Origin of the sequence: Lacrimispora sp. (assembly GCF_031982545.1) — a bacterium.
Lineage (GTDB): Bacteria > Bacillota > Clostridia > Lachnospirales > Lachnospiraceae > Lacrimispora.
Genome location: NZ_DALYXB010000018.1, coordinates 1 through 15,628 on the forward strand (window position 1 = coordinate 1; position 15,628 = coordinate 15,628).

The 15,628-nt window shown below is 43.9% G+C and carries 13 protein-coding genes; 10 read left to right on the forward strand and 3 right to left on the reverse strand.

Annotated features, from left to right (window positions below; genetic code table 11):
- Positions 1-70: 70 nt before the first annotated feature.
- Genes ABS301_RS23185 through ABS301_RS23195 form a run of 3 tightly spaced genes read right to left on the reverse strand, consistent with a single transcriptional unit; the run spans position 71 to position 2,969 of the window.
- A complete protein-coding gene (locus ABS301_RS23185) occupies positions 71-421 on the reverse strand; it encodes a cupin domain-containing protein (RefSeq protein ID WP_349674442.1) in 351 nt (116 codons plus the stop codon).
- A gap of 33 nt (positions 422-454) precedes the next feature.
- Positions 455-2,020, reverse strand: a complete 1,566-nt coding sequence (lsrK, locus tag ABS301_RS23190; protein ID WP_349674443.1) for an autoinducer-2 kinase — start codon at positions 2,018-2,020, stop codon at positions 455-457.
- A 28-nt stretch (positions 2,021-2,048) separates the two neighbouring features.
- Complete coding sequence (locus tag ABS301_RS23195) at positions 2,049-2,969, reverse strand: sugar-binding transcriptional regulator (RefSeq protein WP_349674444.1); 921 nt, start codon at positions 2,967-2,969, stop codon at positions 2,049-2,051.
- Between the two features lie 313 nt (positions 2,970-3,282).
- Between ABS301_RS23195 and ABS301_RS23200 the strand changes: the two genes are divergently transcribed.
- The 10 genes from ABS301_RS23200 (at position 3,283) to hemZ (ending at position 15,613) form a co-directional block, all read left to right on the forward strand.
- Positions 3,283-4,809 (forward strand): sugar ABC transporter ATP-binding protein, encoded by a 1,527-nt coding sequence (locus tag ABS301_RS23200; protein ID WP_349674445.1) that lies wholly within the window; start codon positions 3,283-3,285, stop codon positions 4,807-4,809.
- Positions 4,806-5,804: an ABC transporter permease gene (locus tag ABS301_RS23205; RefSeq protein ID WP_349674446.1), complete on the forward strand. Its 999-nt coding sequence runs from the start codon at positions 4,806-4,808 to the stop codon at positions 5,802-5,804. The genes ABS301_RS23200 and ABS301_RS23205 overlap by 4 nt, the downstream gene beginning before the upstream one ends.
- Entirely contained in the window at positions 5,801-6,826 is a 1,026-nt protein-coding gene (locus ABS301_RS23210; protein WP_349674447.1) for an ABC transporter permease, read from the forward strand. Before ABS301_RS23205 ends, ABS301_RS23210 begins: the two co-directional genes overlap by 4 nt.
- A 28-nt stretch (positions 6,827-6,854) precedes the next feature.
- The gene (locus ABS301_RS23215; protein WP_349674448.1) at positions 6,855-7,967 is read left to right on the forward strand and encodes a substrate-binding domain-containing protein; all 1,113 of its coding nucleotides are present in this window, start codon (positions 6,855-6,857) and stop codon (positions 7,965-7,967) included.
- A gap of 33 nt (positions 7,968-8,000) precedes the next feature.
- Positions 8,001-8,882, forward strand: coding sequence for a 3-hydroxy-5-phosphonooxypentane-2,4-dione thiolase (gene lsrF, locus ABS301_RS23220; RefSeq protein ID WP_349674449.1), 882 nt, complete (start codon positions 8,001-8,003; stop codon positions 8,880-8,882).
- Positions 8,883-9,043: 161 nt separating this feature from the next.
- Positions 9,044-10,036 (forward strand): adenosine deaminase, encoded by a 993-nt coding sequence (add, locus tag ABS301_RS23225; RefSeq protein WP_349674450.1) that lies wholly within the window; start codon positions 9,044-9,046, stop codon positions 10,034-10,036.
- Between the two features lie 72 nt (positions 10,037-10,108).
- The gene (locus tag ABS301_RS23230; protein ID WP_349674514.1) at positions 10,109-12,415 is read left to right on the forward strand and encodes a RelA/SpoT family protein; all 2,307 of its coding nucleotides are present in this window, start codon (positions 10,109-10,111) and stop codon (positions 12,413-12,415) included.
- Positions 12,416-12,455: 40 nt separating this feature from the next.
- Positions 12,456-13,463, forward strand: a complete 1,008-nt coding sequence (locus ABS301_RS23235) for a CatB-related O-acetyltransferase (RefSeq protein ID WP_349674451.1) — start codon at positions 12,456-12,458, stop codon at positions 13,461-13,463.
- A 41-nt stretch (positions 13,464-13,504) separates the two neighbouring features.
- A complete protein-coding gene (locus ABS301_RS23240) occupies positions 13,505-14,149 on the forward strand; it encodes an MBL fold metallo-hydrolase (protein WP_349674452.1) in 645 nt (214 codons plus the stop codon).
- A 9-nt stretch (positions 14,150-14,158) separates the two neighbouring features.
- Complete coding sequence (gene hemZ / locus ABS301_RS23245) at positions 14,159-15,613, forward strand: coproporphyrinogen dehydrogenase HemZ (protein ID WP_349674453.1); 1,455 nt, start codon at positions 14,159-14,161, stop codon at positions 15,611-15,613.
- The last annotated feature ends 15 nt before the right edge of the window (positions 15,614-15,628 follow it).

The window sequence follows — 15,628 nt, forward strand, 5'->3', positions numbered from 1 at the left end:
GAATGTGCATCGGAAAGTCCTGTTTTATTGAGAGGTTATTTCACAGCCCCTTTTTCAATCTTACCGTTATTTAAAATGTATAATCTTTCAGTTCTACTTTATCCGATTCCTGATAGGGAGCCAGGGTAGAAATCATCTTTACGCTGACTTCAAACGGATTGAAGCAGTAATGGGTTTCCGTTGGTTCGATATGTATAAAATCCCCCTGCTTCAGATGGTAAGTCACCCCATCAACAACAATCTTTATTTCCCCTTCCAGAATAAAGAAATTTTCCTCCATCACATCGTGATAATGTGCGGTAAAGTCCTCGCCAGGCTGAAACTGTACCACTGCAAAATTCATACGTGGTCCTTTCATCAGATATTTTGGTCCGCTGTCTCCGAACCGATATTCCCGTTCCGATTCATTTATTATATACATACTGATTCACTCTCCTTATTTTCTGCTTTTTGCTCACAGGCCTGGGGCAGCCCACATGTTTTTGGTTATCCTGCGATCGCACAGCGTTAATTGCGTTTTATAAAATTCTCTCCATGCTTCATAGATTTCCCCATATCGTTTGTGTTTTTCTATATCCGGTGTAATGCGTTCCTCAATTACAACAAGATTCTTGGCTGTCTGCCGGATATCCGGGTATAAATTAATTCCATAACCTGCTATGATTGCAGCCCCTAAGGCTGTGGCTTCCTTTACTTTCGGAATATTAACAGGAATCCCCAGCACATCCGATAGAATCTGCGCCCATAAATGGCTGTTGGCAGCACCTCCCGCGAAGGTTATTTCCTCTGGCAGATTACCGGTGGTGCTTTGTACGAGCTCCAGATGACCTTTTGTGATCAGTGCTGCGTTTTCAAGAATTGAACGGTAAAAAGTATAATGATTAAATTTGGCAGAATCCAGTTCAAAATTGGAAAAAGATGGAGCAGCATGCTTCCATTTCATAAAATTCATAATATCTGAAAATGCACACATCATCCCATAACAGCCTGCCGGTATCTTTTCTGCTTCTTCATTTAACAGATCGTAAACATTTCTGCCGGTTTCTGCCGCCAGCTTTTTTTCAGCACCGCAAAAGCTGTCCCTGTACCAGCGCATCACAAGTCCCGGATTAAATGCCAGCGCTTCGTACTGCCAGAGAGAAGGAATGGCATGGCAGTTAACCCGGATACGGCAGTCCGGGTCCATAATGGGAGTGTCGGTGTTGTATTCATACTGCCAAAAGCTGCCGCCAAACACGGCGGCTTCTCCGGGATTTACCACTCCCACACCAATACACCCAAGCTGGGCATCACCGCCCCCGGCAACCACAGGTATGCCCTCAGGAAGTCCAGTAGAAGGCTGTAACCCGGCCATGGTTTTTCCAATCACCGTGCCGCATTCCTTTACAGGAGGGAACAAGTCGGTCCGTAATCCGCATCTTTGATTAATTTCAGGATTCCATGTCCGGGAGGCCAGGCGAAACAGCCCGGTAGTAGAGCCGTTGCTGGGCTCAACCGCCAGAATTCCCGTTAATTTGTAGATGAGCCAGTCATTAAACATCCCCAGGTATGCAACTCTTTCATATCGGTCCGGCAGCTTGTTTTTCACCCATAAAAGCCTTGGAATGGCATCCAGGGCAAAGGACTGTCCCGATTCCTGATACAAAAGGCGTTCCAGTTCCGGGTCTTTTCGGATTAATTGTTCCACTTCATCATTACTTCTGGCATCGACATTGGCACAGGCCCAGATTTCACGGCCTTCTTTGTCATAAAGAACAATCCCTTCCCTCATACAGGTGGTGGATATTGCGGCGATTTCCCGGGGATTTATATTCGTTTCCCTGATTACCCTGCGGATACAGGATGCGGCAAGTTCCCAGTTTTGTACCCAGTCAAAATCCATGCTGCCCGGATAATCCGGATCTTGTTTGTGTTCCCATTCCTCCTGAACACAGGCGATCTGACTCCCTTTTAAGTCAAACAGTACGGCACGTACACTCCCTGTTCCAGCGTCAATTGCTAAAAGATAATTTGATGACATGCAGACACCTCCATTTTGATTTTTATTATCAACCGGGATCTTCGTTAAGCAGGCTCAGTGCAGTTTCTTCATCGGTAATCAGTGTATTTAAATATCCGCCTTTTAAGGATGCCCGGATTGCTTTCACCTTGCTGCTTCCAGCTGCCACACCAATTACATTGGGCAGTGCACGAAGCGTGGACAAAGGAGTGCTTAACAGCCGCTCTTCAATATCTGTTTCAACAGGATTCCCATCCCTGTCAATAAAATGACTTAAAAGATCCCCCACTGCTCCCTGCATGGAAAGATAGAGAAAGTCGTTTTTGGTGAAAATTCCATTCTTTATAATTGTCGCGTCCTCGTTAATTCCTCCAATGCTGATCACTGTCATAGAAGCCAGATTCACCATCCGGGAGATTTCCTGCATGGATGGCTCATGACTCAGCTGGCTGCACAGTTCTTTTGTTGAAACGATTAAAGGGGCGGGATACAAATACAGTTTTGTATTAAATACGCTGGAAAAAGTATTGGGAAGATAATAGCCGACTCCCCCAGTTAATGAAACCGCGGAGAGAGGGGCTTCTGCCACAGTTGCAAGCTGATTTAAGACGCGGCTTAAGGTGTCGCCGTATCCAATGTTGATATAGGTATTTTCTGTAATCCGGTCGTTAATGTACATGGCAGCTGCTTTGGCAACGGTATCGTTGGCACAGCAATCATCAGGAGAGGAGGGTACCACAAACGCATCCTTTAAATTCCATTTTTTGATTAATTCCTGTTCTGCCTGAAGGTGATGGCTGCGCTCCTGAGAGATCTTAAACTGTATCACTCCGTTCTGCCTTGCCTTATCCAACAGCTTTATTACTTTCATGCGGGAGATGCCAAGTTTATCAGAAATCTTCTGCTGGGTCATATTTTCGATATAATAGTACCATGCTGTCTTAACAATAAGTGATTCTTCGTAATTCATTCTGTTTATCTCCGGTTTCTTAAGATTGTCACAAAAGTTGTTAATAAAATAAAATGTTTGCAACTAAACGTAGTATAGCAATTGGCATATCATCTGTCAATAGTGCTGAAATAAAAATGATCAACCTGATAAAAATCCTATAAAATAAAGTATTATTACTAAATAATATGGAATTTATAAAATAAATTAGTGCAAAAACACCACATATTTTTTGTGAAGCTATTGACAATCAAAATTAGATCATGTATCATCATGAATGTAACAAAAGTTTTGCACACAAACAAAAATATCGTATCAGCGGGTGGGGAGAATCATGAGACAATCAGAAACAGCAAGTCAGGGTCATAGTCTGTTTACTGCAGCCGGAATAACAAAATCCTTTGGTTTCAATTCTGTTTTGAAGGGGATCGATATCAGTGTAGGGGAAGGAGAAGTGCTGGCGCTAATTGGAGGGAATGGTGCCGGGAAAAGTACACTGATGAAAATTATTATGGGGATCTATCAGCCTGATGAAGGAAGCATCTTTGTTGCCGGTGAAAGGATTCATGCTTGTAAGCCGGGTGTATCTCTGTCAAAAGGAATCTATATGGTACCCCAGGAACCTATGCTGTTTCCCAACATGACAGTTGAGGAAAACATTATCATGGGCTTTCATGAAAAACCGGCAAAGCTTCGGAAAAGACTGAAGGAAATCATGGATGAGATTAACTGGGATCTGGATATTTTCAGGAAAGCAATGAGTTTATCCATAGCAGAGCAGCAGCTGGTGGAGATCTTAAGAGGGCTGATGAGACAGGCGAGAGTTCTGATTTTAGATGAACCTACCAGTGCCCTGACATTTGACGAAGTGGAAAGCCTTTTTAAGATTGTAGAAGATTTAAAGAAAAAGGGAATTGGAATCATATATATTACCCACCGTCTGACGGAGGTGTTTCAGATTGCCACACATGTGGCGATTATGAGAGATGGTGTCATTACACTGAAAGGTAAAATTTCTGAATTTACCAGGGATATGCTGGTTAAGGGGCTTTTACCGCCAGACTGCGAAGAGGCAAAAAAACAGGAGACGAATGAGATTGATTATACCGGATTGAAACCTGCTTTTGAACTGATCCATTTCTCGGGATATGGATTTTGGGATATTAATCTGAAAATCTATCCGGGGGAAATCCTGGGTGTGGCAGGACTGGTTGGTGCCGGGCGGACGGAGATGGCGCTTACTGTGTTTGGCAGAGATAAGACCATATCCGGACAGGCACTTTTAGATGGAATGGATGTAACCGGACGTTCCACCAGGGCAATTTTGAAAGCGGGAATCAACTATGTTCCGGAAGACCGCCGTTTAAATGGTCTCTTCACAATCAGCGATGTGGCGGCAAATGTCACATCTTCTCTTGTTACAGGAAAAACAATGGGAAGAATCTTCATAAATAAAAAAGTGGAATACGAAATAGCCAGAAGATATGTGGAAGGCTTCCGAATCCGGATCACCGGTTTAGACCAGCTGTCCGGCAGCTTATCCGGAGGCAATCAACAGAAAATAGTGATCGGACGATCCCTGGCAACTGGTCCGAAACTGGTAATTCTTGATGAACCAACAAGAGGTATTGATGCAGCGGCCCGAAAAGATGTATACGGGATCATACATAAACTAAAAAAACAGGGGGTTGCTGTAATGCTGATTTCTTCAGATATGGAAGAAATTGTGGAACTGTCAGACCGGGCTGTGGTGGTGTATCGGGGGCGCATCAGAGGGGAACTGAAAAAGCGTGAAATTACACAGGCCGGGCTGATGGCAGCATCTTTTGGTGTTGGGGAAGGAAAGCGGGTGGAGATATGAGGAAAATTTTAAAAAGCCGGGAGATAAACAGTTTTTTATTTCTGGCAGGTTTGATTTTTCTGGTAGGTTTAATAAATCCCAGTTTCTGGAAGCCGGCAACCATAATCAATTGCTTTAATGACAGTGTGGTATTTACGTTTCTCTCTGCAGGGATTGCATTCGTTATTCTGACTGGTGAAATTGATGTATCAATTGGTGCAGTGCTTGGGCTTTCTGCGGCTGTAGGGGCAACACTGCTTCGGGATGGTTGCGGAATTGCTGCAGCACTTTTTGCATCGGTTCTCGTAGGAACTGTGGTGGGTGTGATTAATGGAATTGGCGTGGCTGTATTAAATATTCCTTCTCTCATATTTACGCTTGGCGTCAATGGTGTCGTCAGGGGGATTATTTATGTATACACAAAGGGTGCCTGGGTTGAAAATCTCCCTGCTGATTTTACCTTAATGTCAAATCGTTTTCTTACCAAAAATGTTACATACTTTTATGGTGCTGCTGTTTTGGTTGTAATAATAGGACATATCATTCTTACCAAAACACGAAAGGGAAAATATTTTGTGGCTGTGGGAGATAATTCTGCAGGGGCAACGCTGGTAGGAATACCGGCTAATAAGATTAAAATACTGGCATATGTGCTGTGCGGAATATTTTCCTCTTTCGCAGGCATGATTTATGCTTCCAGAATTGGTTTTATTACACCCACTGCCGGAAACGGATATGAAATGAAGGCAATTGCGGCCTGCGTTCTTGGAGGGCTTAGCCTGACAGGTGGAGTGGGCAGTCTTTTAGGCGCATCCATTGGTGCAGTCATAATGTCATCAATCAGCAGAATTCTTGTTTTCCTGGGGTTTTCCTCTGATTATGACAATACGATCACCGGTTTTTTACTGCTGACCATTGTAGTAATTAATACAACAGCCCAGAATCATACAGTCAGGAAAAACCTCCATGAAATTTTATTGGCAAGGACAGCACAAAAAGGAGGGGAAAAAGCATGAAAATCTCCTTTTCACCCAAGCTGAAGCAGGTATGGAAAAAGTGGGAGTTTGTTCTGACTCTTATTATTCTATTGGAAATAATCATTTTTGCATTGAAAAACAGTAAATTTCTGATGCCCAGAGTATTGTTTGGAAGCATGAATGATATTATCTCTATCTGTATCATATCCCTTTTTGTAACCTTTGTAATGATTACGGGAGGAATTGATATACAGGCAGGATCCATTGTAGGATTGTCTTCTATCATACTGGGGGTTGCCTGGCAGGACTTTGGCTTTAATATCTGGGCGGCATCCTGTCTGGCAATGACTGCAGCAGGAGTATGCGGAGGAATATCCGGATTTTTTATTGCCTACTGCGGAGTCCAGCCCATGGTAGTGACACTGGGCGGAAGTTTTTTGTACACAGGAATCGGGCTATTGGTGTCGAAACTTTCTGCAACAGAAAGCTACAAAGGAATCGGAGGGTTTCCGGAAGGTTTTCTACGATTGTCAAAATACAGGCTGTTTGGAATCATTCCATTCCAGGTGATTATATTTCTCATCCTGGCAGTTCTGGCCTACATTCTTTTGCACAAGACCCGGTATGGAAGAGAAGTGTTTCTGGTAGGTGTGAACCAGAATGCGGCGGAATACTCGGGTATTAATACAAGGCTGATCATTATGAGTACCTACATTCTTTCGGCTGTCAGTGCGTCGGTGGCAGGCATCATTCTGACTTCTTATCTGGGGACTGCTAAAAGTGATATTGGAGCTACACTGACGCTGCCTATTATTACTGCGGTAGTTCTGGGCGGCACGTTAAGTACAGGAGGAAAGGGGAGTGTTCCCGGAACGGCACTGGCGGCAGTGGCAATCGGAACGTTAAGATTTGGCCTGCCACTTTGCTTTAAGGTAAGCCAGCAATATCTGGATATTCCCGTGGGCATACTTTTACTGGTAATTATCATTGGACGGGCATTACTAAACCGCCCCGGGTTAAGAGTGAGAACGGTAATAAGAGGGAGAATCCCTCATAAATAAAGCTTTATATAATAAGGAGGAATTTAGTATGAGAAAGGGAATGGCGCTTTTATTGGCAGGAATCCTGGCTGCATCTGCACTGGCAGGCTGCAACGGGGCGGGTGGAGCAAATAAGGAAGCCGCAGCAAAAGCAGAAAAGAAGGCATCTGATATCACCGGAAAGACTGTAGTTTTTATTCCAAAGCTGACGGGAAATGCTTTTTTTGAATCAGCAGCAAAGGGAGCTCAGAAATACGGCAAAGAATGGGGAATTAACGTGGATTACCAGGGAAGTCCCAACGCTGCTGTTGCAGATCAGGTTTCAGTGATTAACAATGCGGTAGCCAGCGGCGTGGATGCCATCTGTGTTTCGTCCGTGGATGCAACAGGCCTTGATTCGGCGCTGAAAGAAGCTACGGCTGCAGGAGTGAGTGTTGTTACCTGGGATTCTGATGTATCCAATACAGCGCGCACCCTGATGGTTTCCCAGGGCACTCCGGATATACTTGGAAAGATGCTGGTGGATATGGGTGCAGATTCATTAACGAAACGTGGAAAAGATATAAAAGCAGATAAAATTAAATACTGCTGGCATTATTCTCAGGCAACTGTTGCGGATCAGAACTCATGGCAGGCAGCAGGAGAGGCTTATATTAAGAAGACGTTTCCAAACTGGGAAAATGTAGCACCGGATAATTACTATTCTGAACAGGATGCAGAGAAAGCTGTTTCCATAGGTGCTTCCATTCTGGAAGCCAATCCGGACATCGACTTAATTATCTGCAATGATTCTACGGCTTTACCAGGGCAGTGTAAGGCGGCTCAGAATAAAGGACTTACCAAAGAGGATGTGACCATTACCGGTTTTGCTTCCCCTATGTCCATAAAAGACTACTGCAATGCAGGAGTCATTGAGCAGTGGGGTCTGTGGGATTGTCAGGTTCAGGGAGCCATTGGCTGCTACCTGGCTGCATACGTAGCTGCAGGCAACCAGTTAAAGGTAGGAGACAAGCTGGACATTCCACAAATCGGGACGGTGGAAGTAATGCCAAATAACTGCCTGGTAGAGGGAGCGGCTACCGCAGAGGTAAACAACGGCGTTGTTCTTCTCCCGGAACGGACCATATTTAACAAAGATAATATGAATAACTATGATTTTTAATTAAATGCTTTCCTATGAATGGAGATAATACATATGGCAGATCTTGATGGTGTAAAAATTGAACACAATTATTATACGGAAATTCCCTTTGGCAATGAGAAGCCATTTTATGTAAAGGGAGCGAATAATTTAGACTGGGGCATGAAAAAGCATCTGTCTAATATCTTTGAAGAAACCAGCCACAATACGGTAATGTTTGCCTTCGACCACGGGTACTTTATGGGCTCTGTGGCAGGTTTGGAACGCCTTGACCTGGTTGTGCCAAAAATCCTTCCCTATGTAGATGTCTTAATGGGCACAAGGGGGGCGATCAGAAGCTGTGTTCCTGTCTCGGGCAGAAAAGGAATTGCCCTGCGTGCAACTTCAGGCTCCTCCATGCTTGACGAAGATCTTTCCAGGGAAATACTGTCGGTGGATATTGAAGATGCAATCCGTATGAATGCGGACTGTCTGGCAATCCAGACTTTTATTGGCGCAGATGGACAGTTGTCCAGTCTTGAAAATCTTTCTAAGGCAGTTAATTTAGGGATGCGCTACAGTATTCCAACCATGGGCGTTGTGGCAGTGGGGAAACAGATGGAGCGTACAGACCGGTTCTTTAAGCTGGCTACACGAATCGTCGCGGAGTTGGGAGCCAATATTATTAAAACCTATTACTGCGAAAACTTCGAAGAGGTGGTTGCAGCCTGTCCGGTTCCTATTGTGGTAGCAGGAGGAAAGAAGCTTCCGGAGAGGCAGGCACTGGAACTTGCTTATCTTTCCATCAGCCATGGTGCAAAGGGAGTTGATATGGGAAGAAACATATTCCAGAGTGAAAATCCGGTTGAAATGTGCGCTGCGGTCAGGAAAATTGTTCATGAAGGCTTTACTGATAAAGAAGCTTTTGAATTTTATGAAGAGATGGCGCATCATTAATTTTTAACATTATTAGATTAGTATAGAGAAAAAAGGCGGCACCCTTCAAATGGTGCCGCTAATTTTATGCAATTCTCATTTAAACGGAATGTCAAAATAAATAATTGTTGCTTTCCTTATTATATGATAGAATATTTCCATTGAATGAAGGAGGGATCATTATGAAGCGACCGGAAACTGACCTCCATCTGCATCTGGATGGGTCTTTATCGATTGACGTGGTAAGACTTTTAGCAGCGCAGATTGGATATGATTTTGAAGGACAGGATATAAAGGATAGTGTATCAGTGGGGGAAAACTGTGAAAGCCTTGTGGATTATTTGAAATGTTTTGATTTACCAGGGCAGCTTCTGCAGACAGAAGAAGCTCTGACACTGGCAAGTGAGGATTTAACCAGAAACCTTGCTGCCCAGGGACTTATTTACAGTGAAATCCGTTTTGCACCTCAGCTTCATATGAGAAAAGGACTTTCAAAGGAACGTGTTTTAGAGGCCGTCATGAAAGGAATGAACAGGGGAATGGAAGGAACTGCTTTAAAAGCAGGGCTTTTGCTTTGTTCTATGGTGAACGGTTCCGATAAGGAGAATGAGGAGACCTTTGAGCTGGCTTCTTCCTATCTTGGCAAGGGCGTTGTGGGTGTTGACATCGCAGGACCGGAGGGTCTTGTTCCAATGGCACATTTTGAACCTCTTTTCAAAAGAGCCGGGCAGAAGAATATTCCATTTACCATACATGCAGGAGAATGCGGAGACTGCGAGAACATTATAAAAGCAGTTTCCTATGGAGCGAAGAGAATCGGACATGGTTGTGCTGCAATTCAGTCAGAATCCTGTATGGACCTCTTAAAAAAGGAAAAAATTACCTTAGAGATGTGCGTGATAAGCAATCTTCAGACAAAGGCAGTTCCTTCTATTGATCAGCACCCATTAAAAGCTTTTTATGACTGGGGGATCCCGGTAACCTATAATACGGATAACATGACGGTATCGGATACGACTCTGGAAAAAGAAGCAGAACTGATTCAAAAACATATGGGCTTTACAGAAGCTGATTTAAGACAGATGAACCGTTATGCGCTGGAAGCTGCATTTATCGGACAGGAAGAGAAAGAAAAAATAATTGCTTTTTTCGACAACAATACGTATAATGTATGATAACTACGTTTAAAAATCGGGGAAAACAATAATGTTACAAAAAGGTGACGGCATATGGCAGATAATCCAATGATGGAGAAAAACAAGGTGACTGAATTCGATAAAGAACACAAGGAAATGAAGAAAGTAGACATTGACCTGGAGGCGCCCGCTGATTTTACAAGTCCGCAAGCCCTTTATGAAGAACTGGTTGCGAGCATAAAGAGATATCACCCATCCGATGATATTTCCATGATAGAAAAAGCTTATCACATCGCAGCCGATGCCCATAAGGATCAGGTGCGCAAATCCGGTGAACCCTACATTATTCATCCTCTTTGTGTTGCCATCATTCTGGCCGATTTAGAGATGGATAAAGAGACCATTGCCGCAGGCATCCTCCACGATGTGGTGGAGGATACCATTATGTCCTTAGATGAACTGAAGGCAGAATTCGGGGAAGAGGTAGCTCTTTTAGTAGATGGAGTCACCAAGCTGACCCAGATTTCCTGGTCTATGGATAAGATGGAGATTCAGGCGGAGAATTTAAGAAAGATGTTCTTAGCCATGGCGAAGGACATTCGTGTCATTATCATCAAGCTGTCCGACCGTCTCCACAATATGCGGACGCTTCAGTACATGAGACCTGAGAAGCAGAAGGAAAAGGCAAAGGAGACCATGGAGATCTATGCTCCCATCGCCCATCGTCTTGGTATTTCCAAAATTAAAATCGAACTGGATGATCTGTCTTTAAAATACTTGGAGCCGGACACCTATTATGAGCTGGCAGAAAAAATATCACTAAAAAAAGATGCCAGAGAATACTTTGTAAAAAGCATTGTTGATGAGGTGGAAGAACATTTAAAGGAAGCTGGTATTGAAGCCAGTGTGGACGGACGTGTCAAACATTTCTTCAGCATTTATAAAAAAATGGTCAACCAGAATAAAACACTGGATCAGATCTATGACCTGTTCGCAGTGCGGATTATTGTTGACAACGTAAAAGACTGTTACGCTGCACTTGGTGTAATTCACGAACTGTATAAACCTATCCCCGGGCGTTTCAAGGATTATATCGCCATGCCCAAACCCAACATGTACCAGTCCCTTCATACAACACTGATCGGCAACAACGGCCAGCCCTTTGAGATTCAGATCCGCACGTATGAGATGCATCGGACTGCTGAATACGGAATTGCAGCTCACTGGAAGTATAAAGAGAGCGGAAGCGGTCAGGTTGCGGCAGGCAAAGAACAGGAGAAGTTAAGCTGGCTCCGCCAGATTTTAGAATGGCAGAAGGACATGTCCGACAACAAGGAATTCTTAAATATGGTTAAGGGTGACTTGGATCTGTTCTCCGACAGTGTTTACTGTTTTACTCCGTCAGGTGATGTAAAGAATCTTCCCAGCGGTTCAACGCCCATTGATTTTGCATACTCCATCCATAGTGCAGTCGGAAACAAGATGGTGGGTGCCAGAGTCAACGGCAAGCTGGTGAATATTGAATATGTCATTGAAAACGGTGATCAGGTGGAGATTATCACCTCTCAGAACAGCAAAGGTCCAAGCCGGGACTGGCTGAATGTGGTGAAAAGCACCCAGGCAAAAAATAAAATCAACCAGTGGTTTAAGACAGAGCTGAAAGAAGACAATATTCTCCGGGGCAAGGAGATGGTGGACCGCTACTGTAAAGCCAAAGGAATTAATTATTCAGAGATTAACAAACCGGAATATCAGGGGAAGGTAATGAAACGCTATGCCTTCCGTGACTGGGATTCTGTGCTTGCATCCATTGGCCATGGCGGTCTGAAAGAAGGCCAGGTCATCAATAAGATGGTGGATGAAAAGGATAAGAAATTAAAGAAAGACGTAACAGACACCACCATATTAAACGACATTGAGGATATGGGCAGCAGACTTCCAATTAAAAGACGTTCCGGAAGCGGAATTGTTGTTAAGGGAATTCACGATCTTGCGGTTCGTTTCTCCAAATGCTGTTCCCCCGTGCCAGGCGATGAGATTGTAGGCTTTGTAACCAGAGGAAGAGGTATTTCCATTCACAGAACAGACTGTGTCAATGTTTTAAATCTTCCGGAAGATGAGAGAAACCGCTTAATCGATGCAGAGTGGCAGGAGCCGGAAGGGGACAATACAAAAGAACGTTATTCTACGGAAATCAAAATTTTTGCCAATAACAGAATCGGTATGTTTGTTGATATTTCCAAGGTATTTACTGAGAGGCAGATTGATATCACTTCCATGAATTCCAGAACCAACAAACAGGGGAAAGCTACCATCACCATGACCTTTGAGACTCATGGCGTGGAAGAGCTTGGAAAACTGGTTGATAAACTGAGACAAATCGAAGGTGTAATTGACATTGAGAGGACTGCGGGATAACGCAGTTTTTCTCTTTTTATTCAGAAAGGTGTTGTGGACCGTGGTATATCCCGTGAAATATCTTCCACAGACAGTGAAAAGTTTAACCAGACTTACCATGCCTGTTACAGGCTTTGAGGAACGGTTTCCTTTTATGCAGATCGATAAAGACAGCTATATCGTGGGTGCGGAAATACAGTCAGGATTAAACTTTAACGTTGCACAAGGGGTTCACTGTGTACAGATCGGGAAGTACTGCGCTCTTGCTGATAAAATTACATTTCTTGTTAATTTAAATCATAATTACAAATCTGTTTTTCAGGGGAGCCCTTCTTTTATGACCACAGCGGTTCCTGACAGAACCAGAAGAAAAGGCTCCGTGCTCATTGGAAATGATGTCTGGATCGGCAATGGGGCGACGATTATGAGTGGTGTTTCCATTCACAACGGAGCGGTGATCGGAGCCGAGAGCGTGGTCACAAAATCAGTGCCTGCCTATGCAATGGTAGGTGGAAATCCGGCTAAAATTATTGGATATCGGTTTGAGGAGGAGCAGAGAAGAGCTTTAAACCGAATCGCCTGGTGGAACTGGACAGAGGAGAAGCTGATAGAAAACCAGAAGGAGTTTCTGCTGTCGGCTGAAGACTTCATTGAGAAGTTTGATCCGAGAGAAGACTGGAATCAGATCAATCCGGTGATTCCAAAAACGGACAGGAAGACGATTCTTCTGATTGCAGATTATTTAAGTCCATTTTCACTCTGGAAAAGGATTTTAACGGAATATGCGGCATCAGGTCCGGCAGATACCAGGCTTTACTTATCTATCAGTCCTTCTGCCGGTGAAGAGGGATACCGGCAGGCTTTAGCGGTGTCAGAGGAACTGAAGGCAGACAGCAGAGAGATAATAGTAAGAATGGGCACAATGGAAGATGATATCAGGTGTCTGTTTGCCGCGGCTGACTACTTCATAACCACAAGATGTGAAGATAATATTCTTTTGATGGAGTACGCAGATTATTATCAGGCAAAGCTTTTGTATGGAACGGATATTCCGGTATTTACTATTTAACGGGCAGATTAATGTGAACGATTGAAACAGGAGATAAGAATATGAGCGATTTCAGAATTAAAACATACCCGGTGGGGCAGATTGGTACCAATTGTTATATTATTTTCCGGGAACAGTTAAAAAAAGCAATGATAGTGGATCCCGGCGATGAAGGGGAATTTATTCTGGAGGAGTGCAGGAAGCTGTCTGTAACACCGGAAGCCATTTTACTCACTCATGGCCACTTTGATCACATTATGGCAGTCAAAGAGATAAAACAGGCGTTTCCGGAGATCGTAATTTGTGCCGGGGAAAATGAAAAAATGCTGTTAAACGATCCGTCCGTGAATCTTTCCGCAAGCACCGGAAGACCGTGTCTCATAGAGGCAGATCGCTACGTGACTGATGGGGAGATCATTGATACCGCAGGGATTTCGGCCCATGTGCTGGCAACTCCCGGTCATACAGAAGGCAGTGTCTGCTACTATATGAAAGAGGAAGACGTATTAATCAGCGGAGATACTCTCTTTTTAGAATCTCTGGGACGTACGGATTTTCCGACAGGAGATCAGTTGAAAATTATAAGCTCCATCAGAGGAACGCTGTTTCCTCTTCCCGGTGATACCATGGTTTATCCGGGACATGGAAGCGTTACTACCATCGGTCATGAAAAATCATATAATCCGGTGGCATTATACAGAGGATAGGGACTAAAAATGATAGGTTTAATATTAGATGATCAATCCTTTGAACAGGATATCAGGGAACTGCTTATGGCATTTTATCCGGGAGAACGTTTCCTTCATGAGGAGAAAACCGAGGAAGATTTCCGGCTCCTTGTCCATGGTGTGACTGGAGATGATTTCTTCCGGTTAAGTCTGGAAGACAAGGAGCAGGGAATAAAAAAAACTTCCGAAACCAAGGTGGACTATTCTGACCGCTTTGAAACCAAAAACCGGATAAAGCGGATGCTTTACGGTATGGCGGGAGAACTGACTGGCAGGGAGCTGCCCTGGGGAACACTTACCGGTATACGTCCGGTTAAAATAGCCATGACAAAACTTCTTTCCGGAAGCAGGGAAGAGGAAGTTTTTGATTATATGAAACATACGTATCTGACCAGTGATCAGAAGGTGGACTTAAGTTTGGAAATTGCGAAGAAAGAGTTGGATCTGCTGTCAGACATTGACTATGAAAACGGATACAGCCTTTATATCGGAATTCCCTTCTGCCCCACCACCTGTCTTTACTGTTCCTTCACATCGTTTCCAATCAGCCAGTGGGAGAAGCGGATGGATGATTACCTGGAGGCTCTTTTTAAAGAGATGGAGTTTACAGCCAGGCGAATGGCAGGAAAAACTCTTGACACGGTGTATATAGGAGGCGGAACACCGACTTCTCTCAGTGCAGAGCATTTGGAAAAGCTGATCTTCAGGCTGAAGAATACGTTTGATTTCACAAATGTAAAAGAATTTACAGTAGAAGCAGGAAGACCGGACAGCATAACACAGGAGAAGCTTGAGGTATTAAAGAAATATGGTGTAACCCGTATTTCCATAAATCCTCAGACGATGAAAGAAGAGACCCTGAAGATCATCGGCCGCCGTCATACTGTGGAGATGGTAAAGGACCGCTTTTTATTAGCCAGGTCATTGGGCTTTGACAATATTAATATGGATTTAATTATCGGACTGCCTGGAGAAGACATGGAGGATGTAAGACGGACCATGGAGGAGATTAAGTCTCTGGGGCCGGACGGCATCACCGTTCATACTCTGGCGATTAAGCGGGCAGCCCGCCTTAATATGTATAAGGAACAATACGGAGATTTAAAAATCACCGGAACTCAGGAGATGGTGGATTTAACGGCAGCCTACGCCCGGAGCATGGGACAGGAGCCCTACTACCTCTACCGCCAGAAAAATATGGCTGGTAACTTTGAGAATGTGGGATATTCAGTGCCTGGAAAAGCCTGTATCTACAACATCCTCATTATGGAGGAAAAGCAGACCATAGCAGCCTGCGGTGCGGGAACTACGACGAAAGTTGTTTTTCCATCGGAGAACCGGTTGGAGAGGGTGGAAAATGTGAAAGATGTAGAGCAGTACATCACCCGAATCGATGAAATGATAGAAAGAAAAGAAAAAATGCTTGCAAAATCAGAAATGTAATTTAAAATAGAAAGC

What these genes read in the sequence shown, in the direction of transcription:
- ABS301_RS23185 (WP_349674442.1), bottom strand. Translation starts at nt 421, where the DNA reads ATGTATATAATAAATGAATCGGAACGGGAATATCGGTTCGGAGACAGC.
- lsrK (WP_349674443.1), bottom strand. Translation starts at nt 2,020, where the DNA reads ATGTCATCAAATTATCTTTTAGCAATTGACGCTGGAACAGGGAGTGTA.
- ABS301_RS23195 (WP_349674444.1), bottom strand. Translation starts at nt 2,969, where the DNA reads ATGAATTACGAAGAATCACTTATTGTTAAGACAGCATGGTACTATTAT.
- ABS301_RS23200 (WP_349674445.1), top strand. Translation starts at nt 3,283, where the DNA reads ATGAGACAATCAGAAACAGCAAGTCAGGGTCATAGTCTGTTTACTGCA.
- ABS301_RS23205 (WP_349674446.1), top strand. Translation starts at nt 4,806, where the DNA reads ATGAGGAAAATTTTAAAAAGCCGGGAGATAAACAGTTTTTTATTTCTG.
- ABS301_RS23210 (WP_349674447.1), top strand. Translation starts at nt 5,801, where the DNA reads ATGAAAATCTCCTTTTCACCCAAGCTGAAGCAGGTATGGAAAAAGTGG.
- ABS301_RS23215 (WP_349674448.1), top strand. Translation starts at nt 6,855, where the DNA reads ATGAGAAAGGGAATGGCGCTTTTATTGGCAGGAATCCTGGCTGCATCT.
- lsrF (WP_349674449.1), top strand. Translation starts at nt 8,001, where the DNA reads ATGGCAGATCTTGATGGTGTAAAAATTGAACACAATTATTATACGGAA.
- add (WP_349674450.1), top strand. Translation starts at nt 9,044, where the DNA reads ATGAAGCGACCGGAAACTGACCTCCATCTGCATCTGGATGGGTCTTTA.
- ABS301_RS23230 (WP_349674514.1), top strand. Translation starts at nt 10,109, where the DNA reads ATGGAGAAAAACAAGGTGACTGAATTCGATAAAGAACACAAGGAAATG.
- ABS301_RS23240 (WP_349674452.1), top strand. Translation starts at nt 13,505, where the DNA reads ATGAGCGATTTCAGAATTAAAACATACCCGGTGGGGCAGATTGGTACC.
- hemZ (WP_349674453.1), top strand. Translation starts at nt 14,159, where the DNA reads ATGATAGGTTTAATATTAGATGATCAATCCTTTGAACAGGATATCAGG.